This is a genomic window from Bradyrhizobium sp. LTSP857 (assembly GCF_000938285.1).
GTDB lineage: Bacteria > Pseudomonadota > Alphaproteobacteria > Rhizobiales > Xanthobacteraceae > Bradyrhizobium.
The window spans coordinates 76,527-97,374 of the sequence record NZ_JYMS01000024.1; the positions used below are offsets into that span (position 1 = coordinate 76,527).

The window sequence follows — 20,848 nt, forward strand, 5'->3', positions numbered from 1 at the left end:
CTTTCAGGTGAACCTGCTGCTTGCACGTGTTTGGTGTTGGAGTATCGCGGACGGGTTCACAGCGTCAAAATAACGATCGCGTGCAACTTTCTGTACAATTCGTCATGTTCGCTCGTCGCGAAATGCAATCGCGCGGATGGAGCCGACGAATCGAAAACGATCATCAGGAAGAGAAGAAACAGACAGAAACGATATGGACAGACGTTAAGGATTCTCGCGGCATCACGCCAAATTGCGCCAGCGATCAAGAATTTTAACGAACGCTGATCTCAAGTGGGGCCTTATCATCGACATCTTGATGGCAACGCAAATTGTCGTTTGAGGCGCAAGATGAGGGCCAGTCAGCAGAGCCACCAGCAAAACATCATCCCGTTTCGCAAGCGATCCGGAGACGGCAGACATCGAGTTGATGGTGCGCAGTCCGACAATATTCTGCGCATGCTCGATCTCTCGAAATTCGAACAAGATCGCCGCGTCGTCGAGAATAGCACCAGCATGCGCTCGAACATCGCGGCCATGGTTCTGCTCGGGCTTCTCGTCTTCATTGCAACGGAGGACTTTTACAGACTCGAGCAATTGAATTTGTGCCTGAGTAAACTGGAATGCAGCTACTGAATATCGCGCGCCTTATCTTGCCCTCCCCATTGGCACCCGTCTGCCAATCATGTAACCCCTCCCAAAACCTTCTCGGGACGGGACGCCTATGGAGACCGCTGCCACCGACGACGCGGGGAACACCACCCGCGCGCTGATTTTTGCGCTGGTCGCACTTGCCTGCGGGCACATGCTGTCGACATTGCTGCGCACCATTCCCGCGATCAGCCTCGATCTGATGGCCGCGGATTTCCGCATCGAGCCGCAGGCGCTGGCGAGCCTCACCTCGGTCTATCATTTTGCCTTTGCCGCTTCGCAGATCCCGGTCGGGGCCGCGATGGATCGCTTTGGCGTGCGGCCGGTGTCGCTCAGCCTGCTTGGGGGAACCATTGTCGGTGCCATCGCGTCGGGCTTTGCGACGGGGGCCGAGAGTTTTGCGTTCGGGCAATTGATGCTGGGGATAGCAACCTCGGGCATGCTGATGTGCCCGATGACGCTCGCGGCCAAGCAATTGTCGGCGGCGCGCTTCGGGCTGTGGTCGGGCGCGATCCTGTCGATCGGCAATATCGGCATGCTGCTGTCGTCGAGTCCGCTCGCCTTCGTGGTCGATCATTATGGCTGGCGCGCCGGGTTCTGGATCGCAGCAGCCGGCGGCGTCGTGGTGGCGCTCGCGGTGTTTGTGCTGGTGCCGAACCAGACGGCCGAGCACAAGGACACTTCCTCGCCGCTGGCGCAGATGATCGAGGTGCTGCGGCTCGGCCTGTCGCGTCCGCTGCGCGGCCTGATCGCGCTGGCGCTGGTGTCGCTGGCGACCTCGCTGGTGCTGCGCGGCCTGTGGGGCGGGCCGTGGCTGATGCAGGTCAAGGGCTTGTCGCGGGTCGAGGCCGGCAACCAGCTCGGCGCGTTCACGCTCGCGATGATCGCAGGCCCGCTGTGCATCGGCATGATCGATCGCAGGCTCGGCCGCCGCCGCGAGCTGGTGGCCAGCACGCACCTCGTCGGAGCCGTGCTGCTCGCACTGATGGCGCTCGGCGCGCCGCATTATACGGTTGCATGGCTGTTCGGCGTACCCGTCATGCCGCCGCAATATGATCTGGTGCTGTTCGTGCTGATTGGGCTGGCGACCTCCGCGCAGCCGCTGCTGTTCGGCATGTCGCGGCAACTGGTCGACGCGCAAGTTGCGGGTAAGGCGCTCGCCGCGGTGAACCTCGCCTTCTTCCTCGGCGCGGCGCTGATGCAGTCGATCACCGGCGCGGTGGCAGCGTTCGCGGGGCTGCCGGCGGTGCTGCTGTTCATGGCGGCGGCGCTTGTCGTCGGGGTGATGATCTTTTTGACTTATACGTCGGCGAATTCGTAGGATGGGCGGTTCGTGCATCAAGGGAATGAATCATGCCTGTCGACACCAAAGCCGCCACCGACCGCCTCATGCGCTTCCTCGCCATCGAGGGCGTGACTGGACAGGAGGCGGCGATCGGGCGGGAGCTCACCGCCGCGCTGAAGGAAAGCGGCGTGCCGGCCAAGGCGATCCGGCTCGACGATGCCAACACGCGCATTCCGGTGCCGACCGAGACCGGCAACCTCATCGTCGACCTGCCCGGCCGCGGCGCGCTGCACAACCAGCCGCGGATCATGTTCATGACCCACATGGACACCGTGCCGCTGTGCGCCGGCGCCAAGCCGAAGAAATCCGGCCGCAAGATCGTCAACGACGCCAAGACCGCGCTCGGCGGCGATAATCGCTGCGGCTGCGGCGTGTTGGTGACGCTGGCGGCCGAACTCGAAAAGCAGAAGCTCGATCATCCGCCGATTACGCTGTTGTTCTGCGTGCGCGAGGAGAGCGGGCTCTATGGCGCACGCCACGTCAAGCTCGACGAGCTCGGCTCGCCCACGATGGCCTTCAACTATGACGGCGGCTCCGCCTCCAACGTCACCATCGGCGCCGTCGGCGCGGACCGCTGGAACGTCGAGATCTTTGGTCGCGCCTCCCATGCCGGCGTCGCGCCCGAGCGCGGCATCTCCTCGACCATGATCATGGCGCTCGCGCTTGCCGAGGTGAAGGCCGGCGGCTGGTTCGGCAAGGTGGTGAAGGGCAAGCAGCAAGGCACCAGCAATGTCGGCCCCGTCACCGGCGGCGAGGGCCGCCCCGCGGGCGACGCCACCAATGTCGTCACCGACTATGTGCATGTGCGCGGCGAAAGCCGCAGCCATGACGGGAAATTTTTCAAGGAGATCACCAAGGCCTACAAGGCGGCGTTCGAGAAGGCGGCCAAGAAGGTGACGAACACGCAAGGCAAGTCCGGCAAGGTCAAGTTCAAGGCCGAGACCGACTATTATCCGTTCCGCATGAAGGAGAACCTCCCCGTCGTCAAACGCGCGATCGAGGCGGTGTCCGCGGTCGGCGGCACGCCGGCCGTCCGCGCCGCCAATGGCGGCCTCGATGCGAACTGGATGGTGCGTCATGGTGTTCCGACCGTGACCTTCGGCGCCGGTCAAAACGAGGCGCACACGATCGACGAGTGGATCAATCTCGACGAATACGATCGCGCCTGCGCGCTGGCCGTGCAGCTTGCGACGATGCGGTGAGGTGCGTTGCGCTGCTCGCGCTTGCCGAGCAGCGCACGCCGGCCTAGCCTGCAAAGAAAACGCAGGGAGGCTACATGCCACGCATCGCTGAGATCGAGACCGGCTTCTATCGGATCCCCCTCCCCGTCACGCTCTCCGACTCGACCCATGGCGAGATCGCGGCGTTCGAGCTGATCACCTGCCGCATCCGCGATGCCGATGGCGCCGAGGGCGTGGGCTACACCTACACGGTGGGACGCAATGGCGGCGCTGTCGCCGACATTTTGAAACGCGAGATCCCGCCGCTCGTCGAAGGACGTGAGGCCGACGATACAGAAGCCATCTGGCATCACGTCTGGTGGGGCCTGCACTATGGTGGCCGCGGCGGGCCGGCAGTGCTGGCGCTCTCCGCGCTCGACATCGCGCTGTGGGATCTGAAAGCGCGGCGCGCGAAATTGCCGCTGTACCAGTTGCTCGGCGGCTTTGATGCGCGCGTGCCGTGCTACGCCGGCGGCATCGATCTCGATCTCTCGGTCGAGGCGCTGTTGAAGCAGACCGACGGCAATCTCGCAAAAGGCTTTCGCGCCATCAAGATGAAGGTCGGCCGGCCCGACCTCAAATCCGACGTCGCGCGCGTAGCTAGCATGCGCAAACATCTCGGCGACGGCTTTCCGTTGATGGCGGACGCCAACATGAAGTGGACGGTGGAGGACGCCATCCGCGCCGCCCGTGCCTTCGTGCCGTACGACCTGACCTGGCTGGAGGAGCCGATCATCCCCGACGACGTCGCGGGACATGCGCGCATCATGCAGGCCGGCGGCGTGCCGATCGCGGCGGGCGAGAATTTGCGCTCGCTGTGGGAGTTCAAGAATTACATCGTCGCGGGTGCGGTTTCCTATCCCGAGCCCGACGTGACCAATTGCGGCGGCGTGAGTGCGTTCATGAAGATCGCGCGGCTGGCGGAGGCCTTCAACCTGCCCGTCACCAGCCACGGCGCCCACGACATCACCGTGCATTTGCTCGCGGCCTGCCCGAACCGCTCCTATCTCGAAGCGCACGGTTTCGGGCTGGACAAGTACATCGAGCATCCGCTGGTGCTGGAGGACGGCAAGGCCCTGGCCCCGGCGCGGTTGGGCCACGGTATCAGCTTTGACTGGAAGGGGCTGGCGAAGCTTTCGCCTTAAGCGGCACGCGTTGCTGCACGCGAGGCATTCCAAGGCGCTTGATGCAGGGGGCGGATAATCCGCTATGCTGGCAGCAGCTGACACCATCGGAAAGAGCCACGCCTTGACCCCCGAGTTGCACCAGAAACTGACCGCGTGGCGCCAGCACCTTCACGCGCATCCCGAGCTGTCTCTCCAGGAGAAGGCCACCGCCGCCTTCGTGCAGGAAAAGCTCACCGAGCTCGGCATTGGCTTCGAGGCCGGTGTCGGCGGCCACGGCATCGTCGCGACACTGACGCGAGGGTCTGCGCAGAGCCGCGTCGGCCTGCGCGCCGACATGGACGCGCTGCCGATCACCGAGGATACCGGGCTCGCCTACGCCTCGAAACATCCCGGCGTGATGCACGCCTGCGGGCACGACGGGCACACGGCGTCGCTGCTCGGCGCCGCCGCGCTGCTGGCGGCCGACACCAGTTGGAGCGGCACGGTCGATTTCATCTTCCAGCCGGCCGAGGAAGGCTATGGCGGCTCGCGCGCGATGGTCGCGGCCGGGCTGTTCGAGCGCTTCCCGATGGATCGGGTGTTCGGCTTCCACAACTGGCCGGGACTTGAGGCCGGCACCATCGCGGTGCATGACGGTGTGGTCATGGCCTCCGGCGGGCGCGTCACCATCACCATCGAAGGCCATGCGGGACACGCCGGCATGCCGCATCTGACGCGCGATCCGGTGATGGCGGCGGGGCATTTGATCGTCGCCATGCAATCGATCGTTTCACGCAGCGTCGATCCGCTCGACACCGCCGTGCTCTCGCTGTGCACGATCGAGGGCGGCACGGCGCCGAACCAGGTTGCCGGCAAGGTCACCATCCGCGGCACGCTGCGGCATCACCGCAATGCCGTGAAGGACACCATCGTCGCGCGGATCGGCGAGATCTGCGCCGGCATCGCGACCAGCTTTGACGTCAAGGTCACGCCCGAGATCGTCATGGGCGTCGGCGTGGTGATCAACACGCCGGAGGAAGCCGGCCTCGCGCGCATGGCCGCCGACAAGGTGCAGGCGCGCGTGCGCCGCGATCTCGCGCCCAGCATGGCCGGCGAGGATTTTGCGTTCTACCTCGCCCAGCGCCCCGGCGCTTTTGTCTGGATCGGCAATGGACCCTTGCGCGACGGCGCCGAACTGCACGGCCCGCGCTACGATTTCAACGACGCGATTTTACCGGTCGCATCCGGCTGGATGGCCGAGGTCGCCAGGACGGCGCTGTCGGCGAACTAGAGTCATTTCCGTTCCGATAGAATCGGAACGGGGCTCTAGACTCTTGTTTTGACGCGTTTTCGTTACGCGAGCCGGCATCCACTTCGCTCGAAAACGCTCTCACCAGCAACCCTCTGAACATACTGCAGCAATGCCGGCCGGCGGGATGCGTCGCGCCGCCGGCTCGCGGGCGTGCGCTTGACGCACGGCGCCCGGGCGGGTTTAATAATCATCAACAACATTTGTTCGCATTCCGAACACGCGCCAATCGGGCAAAGCGGGGTCACAACACCGCGTCCGCGTCACCAGAGGAAACGTCACCGATGCAAGCCATCCTCACGGGCGACAGCACGCTCATCATCGCGATGATCGTCGCCTACATCGCCTTCACGTCCTGGCTCACGTTCAGGCTGCGCAGCAAGACCAGCGACCAGTTCATGACCGCTTCGCGCGCGATGCCGGCCGTGGTCGTCGGCGTGCTGATGATGTCCGAATTCGTCGGCGCCAAATCGACCGTCGGCACCGCGCAGGAAGCGTTTCAGTCCGGCATGGCGGCCGGATGGGCCGTGCTCGGCGCCTCGCTCGGCTTCCTGCTGTTCGGCGTGTTGATGGTGAAGAAGCTCTACAATTCCGGCGAATACACCATCTCGGCCGCGATCGCGCAGAAATACGGCAAGTCGACCATGCTCACGGTGTCCGTGATCATGATCTACGCACTTCTGCTCGTGAATGTCGGCAACTATGTCAGCGGGGCGGCGGCGATCGTCACCGCGCTGCATGTCAGCATGCCCGTTGCGATGTGCGTCATCGCAGTGGTCTCGACCTTCTACTACGTGTTCGGCGGATTGAAGGGCGTCGCCTGGGTGACGATCCTGCACAGCGCCTTCAAGGTCGTCGGCATCATCATCATCTTTTCCGTTGCGATGTCGCTGACCGGCGGCATCGCGCCGATCCAGGCCAAGCTGCCGGCCTATTATTTCAGCTGGGACGGCAAGATCGGCTTCACGACCATCTTCGCCTGGACCTTCGGCACGGTCGGCGCAATCTTCTCGACGCAATTCATCGTGCAGGCGATCTCCTCGACGCCAAGCGCGGACGACGCCCGCAAGGCGACCTATTATGCGGCGGCGTTCTGCCTCCCGCTCGGCTTCCTGCTCGCGCTGATCGGCGTCGCCGCGAAATTTCTCTATCCCGACATGAACAGCCTTTACGCGCTGCCGGTGTTCCTGGAGAAGATGCCGCCGCTGGCCTCGGCCTTCGTGACGACCTCACTGGTCGCCTCGATCTTCGTCAGCGTCTGCACCGTGGCGCTCGCGATCGCTTCGCTTGTGGTGCGCGACTTCTATGTGCCCTATTGGAAACCGACGCCGGAGCGCGAGCTGAAGATGACGCGTGTGTTCTCGGTAGTGATCGGCATCGCACCGCTGGTGTTCGTCTTCTTCATCCCTGAAATCCTCAAGCTGTCGTTCTTCACGCGCGCACTGCGCCTGTCGGTGACGATGGTGGCGATGATGGGCTTCTATCTGCCATTGTTTGCCAGCAACCGCGGCGCCACCGCCGGCCTGATTGGCGCTGCGGTCTCGACCACGATCTGGTACGTGCTCGGCAACCCCTTCGGCATCGACAATATGTATATCGCAGCCGCAACGCCGCTGGCCGTGATGGCACTCGAGCGCCTGCTGCTGGGCCGCACGCCCGCCCCGGCACAGCCTGCGCAGCCAACATTGGTGGAAAGGACTTCGACATGACCATCGATACCGAGGTCGCGATTACGGACATCGAGATCGCGGCCGACGGCGCCGTTCGCCAGGCTGCCGGCGATCCCGACCGGTTCGACGCCTTCATTCCCTCGCCTTGCGTGCAGAACCACGCGGCCAATCTGATGCCGCTCGCCAATGGCGATTTGGCTTGCGTCTGGTTCGGCGGCACGCAGGAGGGCATGTCGGACATCTCGGTCTATTTCTCGCGGCTTCCCCGCGGCGCGACGCAATGGTCGCGGGCGGAGAAGCTGTCCGACGATAGCGGCCGCTCGGAGCAGAACCCGGTGCTGTTCCCTGCCCCGGACGGCACGCTGTGGCTGATGTGGACGGCGCAACTGGCGGGCAACCAGGACACCGCGCTGATCCGCCGCCGCATCTCGCGCGATCATGGCAAGAGCTGGGGCCCGATCGAGACGCTGTTTCCCGAGCATCGCGGCCGCGGCACCTTCATCCGGCAGCCGATCGTCGTACTCGACAATGGCGACTGGCTCTTGCCGGTGTTCTATTGCCACAGCACGCCGGGTAAGAAATGGAACGGCGACGAGGACACCAGCGCGGTGAAGATCTCGTCCGATGCGGGTGCGACCTGGCGCGATGTCGACGTCCCCGGCAGCCGCGGCTGCGTGCATATGAGCATCGCGCGGCTCGACGACGGCGCGCTGATCGCGCTGTACCGCAGCCGCTGGGCGGACAACATCTATCAGAGCCGGTCCACCGATCACGGCCGCAGCTGGTCGGCGCCGGTGGCGACCTCGCTTCCGAACAACAACTCCTCGATCCAGGTCACGCGGCTCGGCAACAGCCATCTCGCGCTGGTCTTCAACGATTCCAGCGCCAAGGATGCGACCGGGCGCCGCCTCTCGCTCTATGACGAAATCGAGGACGACCTTCCGCCGGTTCTCGCCGGCGACGGCGGCAAGGCTGACGGACGCACCGCGTTCTGGGGCGCGCCACGGGCGCCGATGACACTGGCGATTTCGGCTGACGGCGGACGGAGCTGGACCAGACGCAACGTCGAGACCGGCGACGGCTATTGCATGACCAACAATTCGCGCGACCAGACCAACCGCGAGCTGTCCTATCCTTCGGTCAAGCAGACCGCCGACGGTGCGATCCACATGGCCTTTACCTTCCATCGCCGCGCGATCAAATATGTGCGCGTGACCGAACCCTGGGTGACGCGGGACTGAGATCATGGACAAGAGGCCGCACGCGCTCGTCACGGGCGCCAGTTCTGGGATTGGCGCTGCGATCGTCGAGCGACTGCTGCGCGACGGCTGGCGCGTCACCGGGATCAGCCGCCGCCCCGGGCCGTTCGATCATCCGGCGTTTGATCATCTGTCGCTTGACCTGAACGATGTCGACGGCGTTGCAAACGCCGTCGCGCACCTCGCGCCGACTGCGCTCGTTCATGCCGCAGGCATGCTCAAGGTCGGCGAACTCGGATCGCTCAGCCATGACGACGGCGCCGCGATGTGGCGGCTGCATGTCGATGTCGCCGAGCGTCTCGCCAACGCCTTCGCGCCGCGCCTGCCGCAGGGCGGGCGCATCATCTTCATCGGCAGCCGCACCGCATCGGGCGCGGCCGGCCGCGGCCAATATGCCGCGACAAAAGCAGCACTGGTCGCGCTCGCGCGGTCCTGGGCGATCGAGCTCGCGCCAAAAGGTATCACGGTCAATGTCGTCGCGCCGGCCGCGACCGAGACGCCGATGCTGAAGGATCCGACGCGTGCCAATGTCGCGCCAAAACTGCCGCCGATCGGCCGCTTCATTCAACCGGAGGAAGTCGCAGGCGCCGTGGCATTCCTGCTCTCAGCAGACGCTGCGGCCATCACGGGCCAGCAACTCGTCATCTGCGGCGGCAGCTCGCTCTGAATTCGCCGGCGGCCGCCGACGATCAGCCTGGTCCGAGGCGATCGTCGATGTAACGCCGAAGCGCTGCGGCGGCATTCAACATGTGCGCACGCATTCTGCGCGAAGCCGTATCGCCATCCCCTTCGGCGATCGCCTGCATGATGGCGTCATGCTCGTCCCGAGACCTGCGAATGCGATCGCCCTGCCGCAATTGCGTGCGGCGGAAGGCACTGAGCCGCGAACGGACATCCTGCGCCTGCTCGGCGAGAAATGCGTTGTGCGTCGCGCGGTAGATGCCTTCGTGGAACTGCCGGTTGAAAGCATCGTAGGCATCGACGTCTCGCGCCTCGACCATCGCCATCGAGCTGTCGTGAAGCTCGATCAGATCGCTGCGCTCGAGCGGGGTCATGCGATAGGTCGCGAGCCGGACACACATCGCCTCGACCTCGGCGCTGGTCTCGAACATGTCCATGATACGCTCCGGCGTCATCCGCGCAACGACCAGGCCGCGACGCCCGCGCACTTCGACGAGGCCACCGACCACAAGTTGGCGAAGCGCTTCCCGCACCGGTGTGCGGGAAGCGCCGAAACGATCGGCAAGCTGCTGCTCTTCGAGCGCCGACCCGGCAACGAGCGCACCGGATGCAATCTCGTCGGTGAGCGCGTTCCGGATCCGATCGGAGAGCAGCCCCCCATCGTCTTCGGCTTCGGTTGCGACCTTGAACAAACCCGCCATTCACTCTCCTACGATCGCGCGCACCGCGAAGTAAAGGATCGACGGCGCGACCAGACATCCCAATCCGGTGTGGAATGTCGCCGTCAACGCACCATAAGGCACCAGACGCCGGTCGGTCGCCGCAAGCCCGCCGGACACGCCGCTGACCGTTCCCATCAAGCCGCCAAACACCATTGCGCTGCGCGGATTGTTCAGGCCGATCATCTTCGCCACGAACGGCGTACCGATCATAACGATCACTGCCTTGAATACACCGGTCGCAATCGAGAGCGCAATAACCGGTGAAGATGCTCCAATCGCCGCCCCCGTGACCGGGCCGACGATGTAGGTCACCGCGCCCGCACCGATCGTCGTCATCGAGACGGCATCGGTATAGCCGAACGCCGCGGCAACGAACACGCCAAGGATGAACGGAACGACCGTTCCCAGTCCAAGCGCGATCGCGCCGATCGCGCCAGCCTTGCGCGCATGGACGACGTCGACCTCGAAGGCCGTGGCGACGATGGCGAAATCCCGCAGCATTGCGCCTCCCATCAAGCCGACCCCGGCCAGCGCCGGGAAGTCGGCCACACCCTTTTCGCCACCGGTGGCCAGCCCCCCGAAAAAGGCCAGGGCAAGGCCGAGCATGATCGCGATCGCGGAGGCGTGGATCCGCCCGAAGGTGAGGTATTTCGAAATTGCTCCGGATATCCACATCAGGATCCCCACGGCCGCGAAAGCGGTGATCAGCGCATTGGCGGCGAGAACGTGAGATATCATGTTCATCCGATCCTCCCGGACTTGAAGTGAGGTACAGGCGCCGCGAGTGCCTCGGCCTCTCGCGCTTCGATCTCGTCCATCGTCTCGACACGGCCGCTGAGCCGGCCGATCAGGGCCACCATCGCGAAACACACCATGACCGCGCCGATTCCCGCGATGACGACGACCGGTCCGCCTTTGACCGCAGCGACAACGTTCTGCTGCGCCGCCATGGCGACCACGATCGGGATGTAGAAGCTGCCCCAGAATTCGACGCCGGTCTTGAGCCCGTGACTGAGCTGGCCATGCCGCATCAGCCAAAGCCGGGCCGCGATCAGGAACATCATCGCGATGCCGACGCCGCCGACATTGGCCTTCACGCCGAGGGCGACACCAAGCAGGTCTCCCAACAGGCCGCCGAGAAGGGTGCAGATCGCGAGCAGTGCAACGCCGGAAATTGTCACGGGCGCCTCCTCTCGGTGAGCGAGGAGCCAACCCCTGGATACGGACGCTTTGTATGCAATCGCATCTTAAATTCCCTCCTATGTATGCGAATATCCATCGCTTATGGCTTAGTGCATACACCGGTTGACTTTCGAAGGCAATACGCATACACTAAACGTCATTGAAACTGATTGCGCATGCCAAGGAGCCGAGATGAGCGATTGGGGTATGCAAAAGGCCGTCTTGGGAGAGCGCCTCGCGGCCGGCCGTCGGCACGCCAAGGGCAAGACCGTCCCGCTCCCAAACCTGCCCGCGTTTCTCAAGGCGGTGATCAGGTCAGGCGACCGGGTGTGCCTGGAGGGCGATAATCAGAAGCAGGCCGACATCCTCGCTTCCGCGCTCGCGAACCTCGACCCTGCCGAGGTTCATGACTTGCACATGGTGCAGTCGGGCGTGGTTCTGCCCGCGCACCTCGACATCTTCGAGAAGGGCATCGCGCGGCGGCTCGACTTTTCCTACTCCGGTCCGCAAGCGGCGCGCATCGCGAAGATGCTGTTCGGCCGCAAGATCGAGCTCGGCGCCGTCCATACCTATCTCGAGCTGTTCGCCCGCTATTTCATCGATCTCACCCCGAACGTCGCGCTGATCGCCGCGGTGAGCGCCGACAAGGACGGCAACCTCTATACGGGCCCCAATACCGAAGACACGCCGACGGTCGTGGAAGCGACGAGCTACAAGAACGGTCTCGTCGTGGCGCAGGTCACCGAGATCGTCGACAAGGTGCCGCGGGTCGACATTCCCGGCGACCTCGTGCATTTCGTCGTCGAGGCCGGCCGTCCCTTCTATGTCGAGCCGCTCTTCACCCGCGATCCCGCTGCCATCACCGAGACCCAGATCCTGACGGCGATGCTCGCCATCAAAGGCATCTACGCGCCCTATGGCGTGCGCCGGCTCAATCATGGCATCGGCTTCAACACCGCCGCGATCGAGCTGCTGCTGCCGACCTACGGCGAGAAGCTCGGCCTCAAGGGCAAGATCTGCACGCACTTCGCGCTCAATCCGCATCCAACGCTGATCCCGGCGATCGAAAACGGCTGGGTCGAGCAGATCCACTGCTTTGGATCGGAAGTCGGCATGGAGGACTATGTCGCCGCGCGATCGGATATCTTCTTCACCGGGCCGGACGGGTCGCTGCGATCAAATCGCGCCTTCTGCCAGACGGCGGGCCTCTATGCCTGCGACATGTTCATCGGCTCGACGCTCCAGATCGACCTCGAGGGCCACAGCTCGACGGTGACGACCAGCCGCATCGCCGGATTCGGCGGTGCGCCCAACATGGGCTCCGATCCGCGGGGCCGCCGCCACCCGAGCGAACCCTGGCTCAAGGCCGGCGCCGAGGCGGCGCCCGACGCCCCCGCGGCACTGCGCCGCGGCCGCAAGCTGGTGGTGCAGATTGGCGAGACCTTTGGCGATCGCAACGCCCCGCTCTTCGTCGAGCGGCTGGACGCGCTCGAACTGGCGCGCGCGCTCAACCTCGATCTCGCGCCGGTGATGGTCTATTCCGACGACGTCACGCACATCGTCACCGAAGAGGGTATCGCCAATCTCTTGATGTGCCGGACCAAGGACGAGCGCGAGCAGGCGATACGCGGCGTTGCCGGATATACGGACATCGGGAGGGCCCGCGATCCAAAACTGGTCGAGCAGCTCAGGCAGCGCGGTGTGATCCGGCGCCCCGAAGATCTCGGCATCGACCCGCTCGACGCCGACCGGCGTCTGCTGGCGGCCCGCTCGATCAAGGATCTCATGCTGGCATCCGGCGGCCTTTACCGTCCGCCCAGTCGCTTCCGCAATTGGTGAGGAGTTTTGCATGGAAAAGCTCAGCTTCAGACTGTCTTCCCCGAACAGCGCCGGCGGCACCCGCACGCAGGCGATCGTCGGCGTCGTCGCCTCCGGCAATCTCGAAGTCCTGCTGGAACGGACCTCACCGGCCGATGTCTGCACGATCGAGATCGCGACGGCGGCCCATGGCTTCGGCCTCGTATGGGACGCCGTGGTCCGCGACTTCGCCGCGCGCCGGTCGGCCGGTGGCTTGCGCATCTCCATCAATGATGGCGGAGCCCGGCCCGACACGGTCGCGCTACGCCTCGCGCAAGGCGTCCGCAAGATCGAGGAGCCGGAACAATGACAGCCGCCACAGCCAACACTGGCTTGCTGAGCTGGTATGAGGCGAGCGCCCGGCAGCGCATCGACGCTCTCGTCGATACCGATAGCTTCCAAGAATTCATCGGCCCCGAGTTGCGGGAGACCAGTCCGCATCTTTCGATCTTCGACCTGCCGGAGCAGTTCGACGACGGCATCGTCGTCGGACGCGGCCGCCTGGAGGGCTCCCCTGTGCTCGTTGCCGCACAGGAGGGACGCTTCATGGGCGGCGCCTTCGGTGAAGTCCATGGCGCCAAGCTCACCGGACTCTTGCGCGCAGCGTGCGCACTTCATCAGGAGGTGCTGATCCTGTTCGACACCGGCGGCGTGCGCCTTCAGGAGGCCAATGCGGGCGAGCTCGCGATCGCCGAGATCATGCGCGCGGTCGTCGAGGCACGGCGCGCGGGCATCAGCGTGATCGGGCTGATCGGCGGACGCGCCGGATGCTACGGCGGCGGCAGCCTGATCGCCGGCACCTGCTCGCGCCTGATCGTGTCGGAGCAGGGGCGGATCAGCGTCAGCGGCCCCGAGGTGATCGAGACCAACAGAGGCATCGAGGAGTTCGACTCGCGCGACCGTGCGCTGGTCTGGCGCACCATGGGCGGCAAGCACCGCTATCTCATCGGCGGCGCCGACATGTTCGTCGACGACGAGGCGCTTGCGTTTCGCCAGGCTGCGATCGGAGCGCTCAGGGGCAAGCGAGGATACGACGAGGCGGTTCTCGAAGCCGAGCAGAAGCGCCTCGAGCGGCGATTGCAACGTTTCGGCGAGGCGAAGGACGCCGTCGAGATCTGGCAGGCGCTCGGGCTCGATGCGCCGACCGAAATCCCTGCTCTTCCAACGGACGCGTTCCTTCGCGCGGCAGGCAAGAGGGAGAACGCCGATGACGCGCGATGAGATTCTGGCCAGCCTGTTTCCGAACGGCAGCGACATCGAAATTGCCGGTGCGATCCTTGCCGGAAATGCGACGCTGCCTGATGGCAGGCCGATCCACGTGCTCGGCATCACCCAAGGACAGAACCTTGGCGTGGACGAAGCGATCGTGCTCGCAGGGCATGTGATCGAGATCATCGGATCGCAAGACCGGGCTCCGATCCTGGTCCTGGTGGATTCCGCCAGCCAGCGCATGAGCCGGCGCGACGAGCTGCTCGGCCTCAGCGAGTACCTCGCGCATCTCGCCAAGGCCCTGCTGCTGGCGGAGGCAGAGGGTCACCGCACTGTCGGCCTGCTCTACGGCGGCAGCGCGGCCGGCGCGTTCATCGCCACCGCGCTGTCCACCGGCACGCTGGTGGCGCTTCCCGGCGCGCATCCCGCCGTGATGGATCTGCCGTCGATGGCGCGGGTCACCAAGCTTCCGATCGAGGTCCTCAAGGCCAAGGCGGAAGCGACGCCGGTGTTCGCGCCCGGGCTCGACAACATGGTCCGCACCGGCGGCATTCAAATCGTCTGGGACGAAACTGCGCCGCTGGCGCCGCAGCTTGCGGCCGTGCTGGCGCGCCCGGCAGGACGGGATGATCGCGCCCGGCTTGGCGCCGTACGAGGTGGACGTCTCAAGGCAGCCGAGATTGCCGATCGGGTCGTTGCGCTCGCTACGGCCCTGCATCAGGGGGGGCAACATGGCTGAAGCTCTCGAACGCCATACGATGGTGAAGACTTCCGCGGCAGCCTGGACCGCGGTGATGGCGCGGCATCCGGAGTTCGCTGAGCACGTGATCGTCGAAGGCTGGGCGCGTGCCGGCCGTCCGCTCATCGTGCGGCGGCCAGGCTGCAGCGATCCCGCGGGAAAGATTCCGCTCGGCCTGCCGCTGCCGCCGTCTCACGGCAAGCGGCGCATCGCGATCGCGCTCGATGCCGGCGAGATCATCGAACGCAAGCCGCCTCCACTGCTGGCCGACGCGGCAGCGTCCGCCCCTTCGACGTGGCAGGACACGATCGACCGCCTTGTCCGCCTGTGTCCGGAGACGCGGACGTTTGGCAGCCTGGCGTGGCAACATCTCACCGGCCTGCCCTATCTTTCGGATCACTCGGACCTCGACCTGCTGTGGCCGGCGCAGGCGAGCACCCTGCCCCTCGAGATCGCCGGCATCGCGCACCTGGCGCCGATGCGGCTCGACGGAGAGATCATCTGCACCGCGGGCGGCGTGCAATGGCGTGAACTGACAGGCGCGGATTCGGACGACGTTCTCGTGAAGGGATTGAGCGGCGTCCACAGCATGACGAGAGCTGCTTTTCTCGCAGGCGGGACGCCATGACCATTGCGCTGAGATGGCAGGCGCTGCCGGGCCGCGAGCTCCATGCGGAGCAGATCGGTCATCTCGCGTCGCTTTGTCTCAAGCTCGAAGTTGAGACCCATCCAAAGCCGGGGCTCGTCAGCCACATCGACAACGGCGCGCACAGCGACATGGACGCCGAGCTGCTGTGCCGAAGTGCCGATACCCTCGCTCCATTCTTCCGCGATCTGGCGGTCGCCGGCACTGAGGGCGCCGGCATGAGCCGGCTGCGCGCGATCGGAGTCGCCGCCGAACGTGCCATGCTCGCGGCAACGGCAGGTGTGAACACGCATCGCGGCGCGATCTTCGGGCTGGGCCTGCTCTGCGCCGCGGCCGGCTTTCGCAGTGCGGCCGGCCTTCGCAAGACGCTCGGCGATGCGGTATCGCAAATTTGGGGCGACGACATCCTGTCCGGCCCCATATCGCTCCGCAGCCATGGCGCGGTGGCGGCGCGGCGCTACGGCGCCGGCGGCGCCAGGGCGGAAGCTGCCGATGGCTTTCCGTCGGTCTATGACATCGCGCTGCCCGCGCTGCGTGCAGCGCGAACGCGCGCGCCTAGTGATGAGGAAGCAGTGCGCATTCAGACATGCATGGCGCTGATCGCCAATGTTGCCGACACCAATCTGCTGCACCGGGGCGGGCCCGAGGGATTGCGCTTCGCGCAAGCCAGTGCATCGGCATTCCTCGCCGCCGGAGGCGTCGGGTCTGCCGGGTGGCGCACGCGCGCCGTCGATATTCATCACGCATTCGTGGCGCGCAATCTCAGTCCGGGCGGCTCGGCGGATCTGCTCGCCATGGCCCTGTTTGTCGATCGGCTGGAACGCTGATGCTGGCACTGCTCTGCGGCGGACAAGGTACGCTTTCGGACAAGATCTTCGATCTGGTCGCCGATCAACCTGCCGTAGCGCCAGTTTTTGCTGCGGCAACCGCCTGTCTCGGCGAAGATCCGCGGAATCTTGTTAGGACGCGAGGCACGGACGAGCTATCCGCCAACCATGTCAGCCAGATCCTGACCGTCACATCGACGCTGGCGATCCACGCCTGCATTGCCGACCTGCTGACCGAGCAAACCGCCGTCACAGGTTACAGCGTCGGCGAAATGGCGGCCTGGAGCATTGCCGGAATATGGACGGCCGAGGAAGCGTTGCGGTTGACGGACGTTCGCGCGCAGCTGATGGACAGTGCGGCCGGACCGGATGGTCGCCTCGGCTATGTCCGCGGCCTTGACCAGATCACGCTCGAACGCCTGCTCGATACATATCGCTGCGAGGTCGCGATCAGGAATCCCGATCGTCTTGTCGTGATCGGAGGCTCTGAGCAGGATGTGATCGACCTCTGCGAGGCGGCAATCCGACAGGGCGCCGCACGCAGCGGTCTTCTCGCAGTGAAGATCGCATCGCACACGTCACGGCTCGCGCGCGCCTGCAAACCGTTGCAACAGGCGCTCGACGCCAGCAGGCGCGTCCCGATCGCAAGCCAGCGGATCCTGCTCGCCGGAGGTGACGGCGAGCGCATCTTCTCCGCAAGCGATGCAACAGCAAAGCTTGCCTGCCAGGTCGCGCGCCCCATCGACTGGTCGGCGACGCTGGAGGCCCTGGCAGAGCTGGGGGTCAGCAGGGTGCTGGACCTCGGTCCGGGACATGCGCTCGCCGAAATGATGCAGGCCTTCCTCCCCGACATCCGCTGCTACGCCGCCGATGGATTTCGCACCATCGAGGGCCTGCGCCACTGGATTGAATCCGAATAGTAGCCTTCCGTCATCACGCCTCGTCGAGATGATCGAATAATTCCTCGACCCTGTCGAACGGCGCATCGCGCATCGGGCTGTGGTAGACGACACGATCGCCGTCGCGTTGCAGCGACCGCCCCGTGGACTTCCCCTTGGATTTCCGCAATCGCCCGGGCAGGAACGTCGCGGCCACCGCCTCGCGGCCAACGTCCAGGCGGATGATGCCTCGGCGCTTGCAAGCGAGCCTCAGTCTTGCTGCTGCAAAGAAGTCGCTGGCCCCCGGCGGCAGTTGGCCGAACCGGCGGGAGGTTTCCTCCTCCAGATCGTCAAGCTCGTCCTCGCTGCGGCACCGTGCGGCACGGGCATAGAGTTCGAGCCGCACCGGCTCGGATTGCACGTAAGTCTCCGGAAGCATGTCCGCGACCGGCAGATTGAGGTCGGGCACCCAAACCGCGGCCCGTCCGTCATCGACCTTCTCCGACGCCATCTTCAGGAGATGGCTGTAGAGCACGGGTCCGAAGACCTGGACATGGCCGGATTGCTGCTCCGAAAACAGGTCGCCTGCGCCCCTGAGATCCAGGTCGCGCTCGCTGATGGCAAAACCCGCGCCCGGCCGGTTAAACTCCTCGAGCACAGCGAGCCGCTTCTCGGACTGTTCGGAGGCCGACTCGGTCAACAGATATGCGAAGGCGCGTATTCCGCCACGCCCCACCCGGCCGCGCAGCTGGTGAAGCTGGGCAAGGCCGAACTTTTCGGGCCAGCAGACCACGATCGTATTGGCACGCGGGATATCGAGGCCGCTCTCGACGATGTTGGTGGCGAGCAGAACATCGGCCCTGCCCTCGACGAAGCTCATCATGCGGTCGTCAATCTCGTCGGCAGGCAATCTGCCATGGAGACAGACGATGTGAAGATCGGGGGCCACCGCCTGCACCCGTGCCAGCATGGGCTCCAGATCCTGGATGCGCGGACAGATCAGGAAACTCTGCCCGTGGCGCCTCTGCTCCCGCAGCAACGCCGAAGCAATCGCGGCATCCGACAAGGGAGCGATTTTGGTTGCGACCGGGAGCCGATAAAGCGGTGGCGAGGCGATGATGCTCAAATCCCTGAAGCCGGCGAGACCTGCGGCGAGGGTCCGCGGAATGGGTGTGGCGCTCATCCAGAGCGTATGAACATTCTTGGCGAGCCCGGAGAGTTTTGCCTTTTCGGCCGCGCCAAAATGCTGCTCTTCGTCGATGATGACGAGGCCGAGATCGGCAAACTTCACGTCCTTTGCGGCGAGAGCCTGGGTTCCGATCACGACTTTCATCCGGCCGCTTCGCAAGCCCTCCTTCGTCTCCCGCATCTCGGCGCCTGACACGGCCTGCGACAACATCCCCACTTCGATGTCGAACGGAGCAAAACGCCTGCGGAACGTCGCGACGTGCTGCCGCGCCAGTACGGTCGTCGGCACTGCGATCGCCACCTGCTTTCCCGACAGCACCACGGCGGCTGCCGCCCGCAGCGCCACCTCGGTCTTCCCGAATCCGACGTCGCCGCAGATCACCCGGTCCATCGGGTGACCGGACGCGAGATCATCAAGGACGTCACGGATCGCCTTGGCCTGATCGGCCGTCGTGAAATAGGGAAAGCGCGCAACGAATTTCTCGTAGACCGCACCCGTTGGGACCAGCTTTGCAGCCCGCCGCCGGCGGCGCTGGCTGATGTGTTTGGCAAGCACCTTGCCGGCGATCTGGATCTCGCGCTCGGCCTCGGTGCGGCGGGCCCACCAATGGCTCCCATCCGCCTTGTCGAGCGCCAGCTTGCCCCGCTCCGCCGCGTAAGGCCACATCAGGGCCAGATCGGGCGGCGGCACGAGCGCCGCATCGTCTCCCGCAAACGACAGCCTGACCATCTCCCGCAACGCGCCGCCGCCCGTGTTCACAGTCTGCAAGCCATCGAGCACGGCGAGGCCACGCTGGAGATGAACGATCACCGTGCCCTGTTCCGGCACATCGGCATGGTCGAAAGCGGTGCTCCAGGCTTTGGCCATCGGCTGCGGGTGATGGGCCCTGCTCCCGAGCACGTCGGACGCCGTCACCACGACAAGAGCCTTTTTCCCCGGCACGACGAAGCCCGCATCGAGATCGGCCAGCATTGCGACTTCGCGGTTGCGGCTGCTCGTCACTTCGTCCCAATCCGAAAGACGCTCCGCCTTGACGCCGCTCATCCGCTCCATCGCACGCAGATCCTCCTCCTGCGCCGCGATGAAGACCAGGCGCGAACCATCGCCCCGCGTCTCCTCGACGAAGGCACGAAAGGCTTTCCGAGAGGATGTCAGCTTCGAGAATTCCGGCGTGGGCTGGAACGGAGCCGTCCGTGCCAACACCTTCATGCCCTTGGTGGCCTGCTTCCAGTCGCGCGGCCCCAGATATTCGCGCTCTCGCTCGACGCGGCCCGCGGCGTCTTCGATCGTGCTCAGCCAGCCGTCGGCATGCAGCGGGACGCCCGAATCCGCGATCCACTTGGCGCGTCCGCAATAGTCGAACAGCGTCGCGCGCTTGTCCCGCTTGCCGGCGAAGCCGAGCCGCTCCGACATGGGATCGACGAGGAGCTCTTTCGTCTCGAAAATGATCTCGTGCTCTTTCGGGTCGAACGCCACGATCCGATTGATCGCGCGCCCCGAATGCTCGACCCGGAACGGACCCAGCGCACCGGCCGGAAATATCTCGAACGTCTGCCCGTGAAACAGCACGCCGCCCGGATAATCCGGCTCGTCATCAGAATCGTAACCCAGCGCCGCGAGACGCACGCGAAGCTCGGCTTCCGAGAACGCACCGCCGACCTTCAAACTCATATGCAGGCGCGACAGGCTCGCCGGCGATGGCAGGCGCTCCATTACCGCTTCCGCCGTCGACACGAGAAAGATCGGCCGTTTGGATTTCGCCAGACGTCTCAGGACCGCGGCTCTGCGCCCTGCGATTTCACGAGACGGCTCCAACTGATCGAACGGCAAGGTGTTCAAGCGCGGAAACACCAGGACCTCGCAGGACGGGTCGAGCGCGTGAATGACGCTACCGAGCCGCTCCGCCCGGTTCTCACTCTCGGCGAGGAACACGAGGCCGCTGCGGCCAGACTGCTTCCATTGCGCAAGCAGATGAAGCGCCATCATGCCGAGCGGCGACGATGACGAGATCGTGGCGCGTTGCGAGCCCTTGCCCTGCTTTGGCAAACTCTTCGTTGGCGAACTCTTTTTTGGCGAGTTCTTTTTTGCCGAGCTCTTTGTCGAGTTCTTTGTCGAGCTCTTGGCAGGGCGCGTTTTCTTGGAATGCCGCACGTGAATCCGTTTCTGGTCGTCAACGATCGTCAATCGCACGCGCGCCGAACTCATGTCGATTCGGCAGTGCGGCGTCATGCATATGGGATCTGCCGTGCGAGCGCACGCCTCCCATCAACTCGCGCGCGGCGTGCCGATTGCCGGCAAACGCGAACAATTGCGCGAGGACAAGCGTCGTCTAGCAGACGTGCGCGCCTATTTCTACCCTTGTTCTACCTTGCCAGAACT

At 64.9% G+C, this 20,848-nt stretch carries 20 protein-coding genes; 16 read left to right on the forward strand and 4 right to left on the reverse strand.

The genetic code is table 11. The annotated features are described in order from the left end of the window. The first annotated feature begins 330 nt into the window (after nucleotides 1-330). The 8 genes from UP06_RS12730 to UP06_RS12765 all read left to right on the forward strand — a co-directional run bounded on the left by UP06_RS12730 (nucleotide 331) and on the right by UP06_RS12765 (nucleotide 9,206). Nucleotides 331-615, forward strand: a complete 285-nt coding sequence (locus UP06_RS12730; protein WP_045002922.1) for a hypothetical protein — start codon at nucleotides 331-333, stop codon at nucleotides 613-615. An 88-nt stretch (nucleotides 616-703) separates the two neighbouring features. Then, nucleotides 704-1,951: an MFS transporter gene (locus UP06_RS12735; protein WP_045002923.1), complete on the forward strand. Its 1,248-nt coding sequence runs from the start codon at nucleotides 704-706 to the stop codon at nucleotides 1,949-1,951. A 32-nt stretch (nucleotides 1,952-1,983) separates the two neighbouring features. After that, nucleotides 1,984-3,177 (forward strand): M20/M25/M40 family metallo-hydrolase, encoded by a 1,194-nt coding sequence (locus tag UP06_RS12740; RefSeq protein WP_045002924.1) that lies wholly within the window; start codon nucleotides 1,984-1,986, stop codon nucleotides 3,175-3,177. A 74-nt stretch (nucleotides 3,178-3,251) separates the two neighbouring features. Next, nucleotides 3,252-4,340, forward strand: coding sequence for a mandelate racemase/muconate lactonizing enzyme family protein (locus UP06_RS12745; protein ID WP_045002925.1), 1,089 nt, complete (start codon nucleotides 3,252-3,254; stop codon nucleotides 4,338-4,340). Between the two features lie 103 nt (nucleotides 4,341-4,443). Then, complete coding sequence (locus UP06_RS12750; RefSeq protein WP_045003052.1) at nucleotides 4,444-5,592, forward strand: amidohydrolase; 1,149 nt, start codon at nucleotides 4,444-4,446, stop codon at nucleotides 5,590-5,592. 302 nt (nucleotides 5,593-5,894) lie between these two features. Then, nucleotides 5,895-7,319, forward strand: a complete 1,425-nt coding sequence (locus tag UP06_RS12755; protein ID WP_045002926.1) for a sodium:solute symporter family protein — start codon at nucleotides 5,895-5,897, stop codon at nucleotides 7,317-7,319. Beyond that, on the forward strand, nucleotides 7,316-8,521 hold the full coding sequence (locus tag UP06_RS12760; RefSeq protein WP_045002927.1) for a sialidase family protein: 1,206 nt from the start codon (nucleotides 7,316-7,318) through the stop codon (nucleotides 8,519-8,521). Before UP06_RS12755 ends, UP06_RS12760 begins: the two co-directional genes overlap by 4 nt. A gap of 4 nt (nucleotides 8,522-8,525) precedes the next feature. Further along, nucleotides 8,526-9,206 (forward strand): SDR family NAD(P)-dependent oxidoreductase, encoded by a 681-nt coding sequence (locus tag UP06_RS12765; RefSeq protein WP_045002928.1) that lies wholly within the window; start codon nucleotides 8,526-8,528, stop codon nucleotides 9,204-9,206. A 22-nt stretch (nucleotides 9,207-9,228) separates the two neighbouring features. On the opposite strand, the gene UP06_RS12770 is transcribed toward UP06_RS12765, so the two are convergent. Genes UP06_RS12770 through madL form a run of 3 tightly spaced genes read right to left on the reverse strand, consistent with a single transcriptional unit; the run spans nucleotide 9,229 to nucleotide 11,123 of the window. Beyond that, nucleotides 9,229-9,921, reverse strand: a complete 693-nt coding sequence (locus UP06_RS12770; RefSeq protein ID WP_045002929.1) for a GntR family transcriptional regulator — start codon at nucleotides 9,919-9,921, stop codon at nucleotides 9,229-9,231. Beyond that, a complete protein-coding gene (gene madM / locus UP06_RS12775; RefSeq protein ID WP_045002930.1) occupies nucleotides 9,922-10,686 on the reverse strand; it encodes a malonate transporter subunit MadM in 765 nt (254 codons plus the stop codon). Continuing rightward, on the reverse strand, nucleotides 10,683-11,123 hold the full coding sequence (gene madL, locus UP06_RS12780) for a malonate transporter subunit MadL (protein WP_045002931.1): 441 nt from the start codon (nucleotides 11,121-11,123) through the stop codon (nucleotides 10,683-10,685). Before madL ends, madM begins: the two co-directional genes overlap by 4 nt. 193 nt (nucleotides 11,124-11,316) lie before the next feature. On the opposite strand from madL, the gene mdcA reads away from it, so the two are divergent. The 7 genes from mdcA to UP06_RS12815 are packed head-to-tail and all read left to right on the forward strand — an operon-like array spanning nucleotide 11,317 to nucleotide 17,322. Next, the gene (gene mdcA / locus UP06_RS12785) at nucleotides 11,317-12,963 is read left to right on the forward strand and encodes a malonate decarboxylase subunit alpha (protein ID WP_045002932.1); all 1,647 of its coding nucleotides are present in this window, start codon (nucleotides 11,317-11,319) and stop codon (nucleotides 12,961-12,963) included. Nucleotides 12,964-12,973: 10 nt separating this feature from the next. Beyond that, nucleotides 12,974-13,291, forward strand: coding sequence for a malonate decarboxylase acyl carrier protein (mdcC, locus tag UP06_RS12790; RefSeq protein WP_045002933.1), 318 nt, complete (start codon nucleotides 12,974-12,976; stop codon nucleotides 13,289-13,291). Then, complete coding sequence (locus tag UP06_RS12795; RefSeq protein WP_045002934.1) at nucleotides 13,288-14,202, forward strand: biotin-independent malonate decarboxylase subunit beta; 915 nt, start codon at nucleotides 13,288-13,290, stop codon at nucleotides 14,200-14,202. The genes mdcC and UP06_RS12795 overlap by 4 nt, the downstream gene beginning before the upstream one ends. Then, a complete protein-coding gene (gene mdcE, locus UP06_RS12800; protein WP_045002935.1) occupies nucleotides 14,189-14,929 on the forward strand; it encodes a biotin-independent malonate decarboxylase subunit gamma in 741 nt (246 codons plus the stop codon). The genes UP06_RS12795 and mdcE overlap by 14 nt, the downstream gene beginning before the upstream one ends. Next, entirely contained in the window at nucleotides 14,922-15,557 is a 636-nt protein-coding gene (gene mdcG, locus UP06_RS12805; protein ID WP_045002936.1) for a malonate decarboxylase holo-[acyl-carrier-protein] synthase, read from the forward strand. The genes mdcE and mdcG overlap by 8 nt, the downstream gene beginning before the upstream one ends. Continuing rightward, entirely contained in the window at nucleotides 15,554-16,402 is an 849-nt protein-coding gene (gene mdcB, locus UP06_RS12810) for a triphosphoribosyl-dephospho-CoA synthase MdcB (RefSeq protein ID WP_045002937.1), read from the forward strand. Before mdcG ends, mdcB begins: the two co-directional genes overlap by 4 nt. Further along, nucleotides 16,402-17,322, forward strand: coding sequence for an acyltransferase domain-containing protein (locus UP06_RS12815; RefSeq protein WP_050031609.1), 921 nt, complete (start codon nucleotides 16,402-16,404; stop codon nucleotides 17,320-17,322). The genes mdcB and UP06_RS12815 overlap by 1 nt, the downstream gene beginning before the upstream one ends. A gap of 13 nt (nucleotides 17,323-17,335) precedes the next feature. On the opposite strand, the gene UP06_RS12820 is transcribed toward UP06_RS12815, so the two are convergent. Then, nucleotides 17,336-20,455 carry a DEAD/DEAH box helicase gene (locus UP06_RS12820; protein WP_045002938.1) on the reverse strand — a complete coding sequence of 1,040 codons (3,120 nt, stop codon included), beginning with the start codon at nucleotides 20,453-20,455 and terminating at the stop codon, nucleotides 17,336-17,338. On the opposite strand from UP06_RS12820, the gene UP06_RS41465 reads away from it, so the two are divergent. After that, nucleotides 20,454-20,624, forward strand: a complete 171-nt coding sequence (locus UP06_RS41465; protein WP_197087206.1) for a hypothetical protein — start codon at nucleotides 20,454-20,456, stop codon at nucleotides 20,622-20,624. The genes UP06_RS12820 and UP06_RS41465 overlap by 2 nt on opposite strands. Nucleotides 20,625-20,848 lie beyond the last annotated feature (224 nt).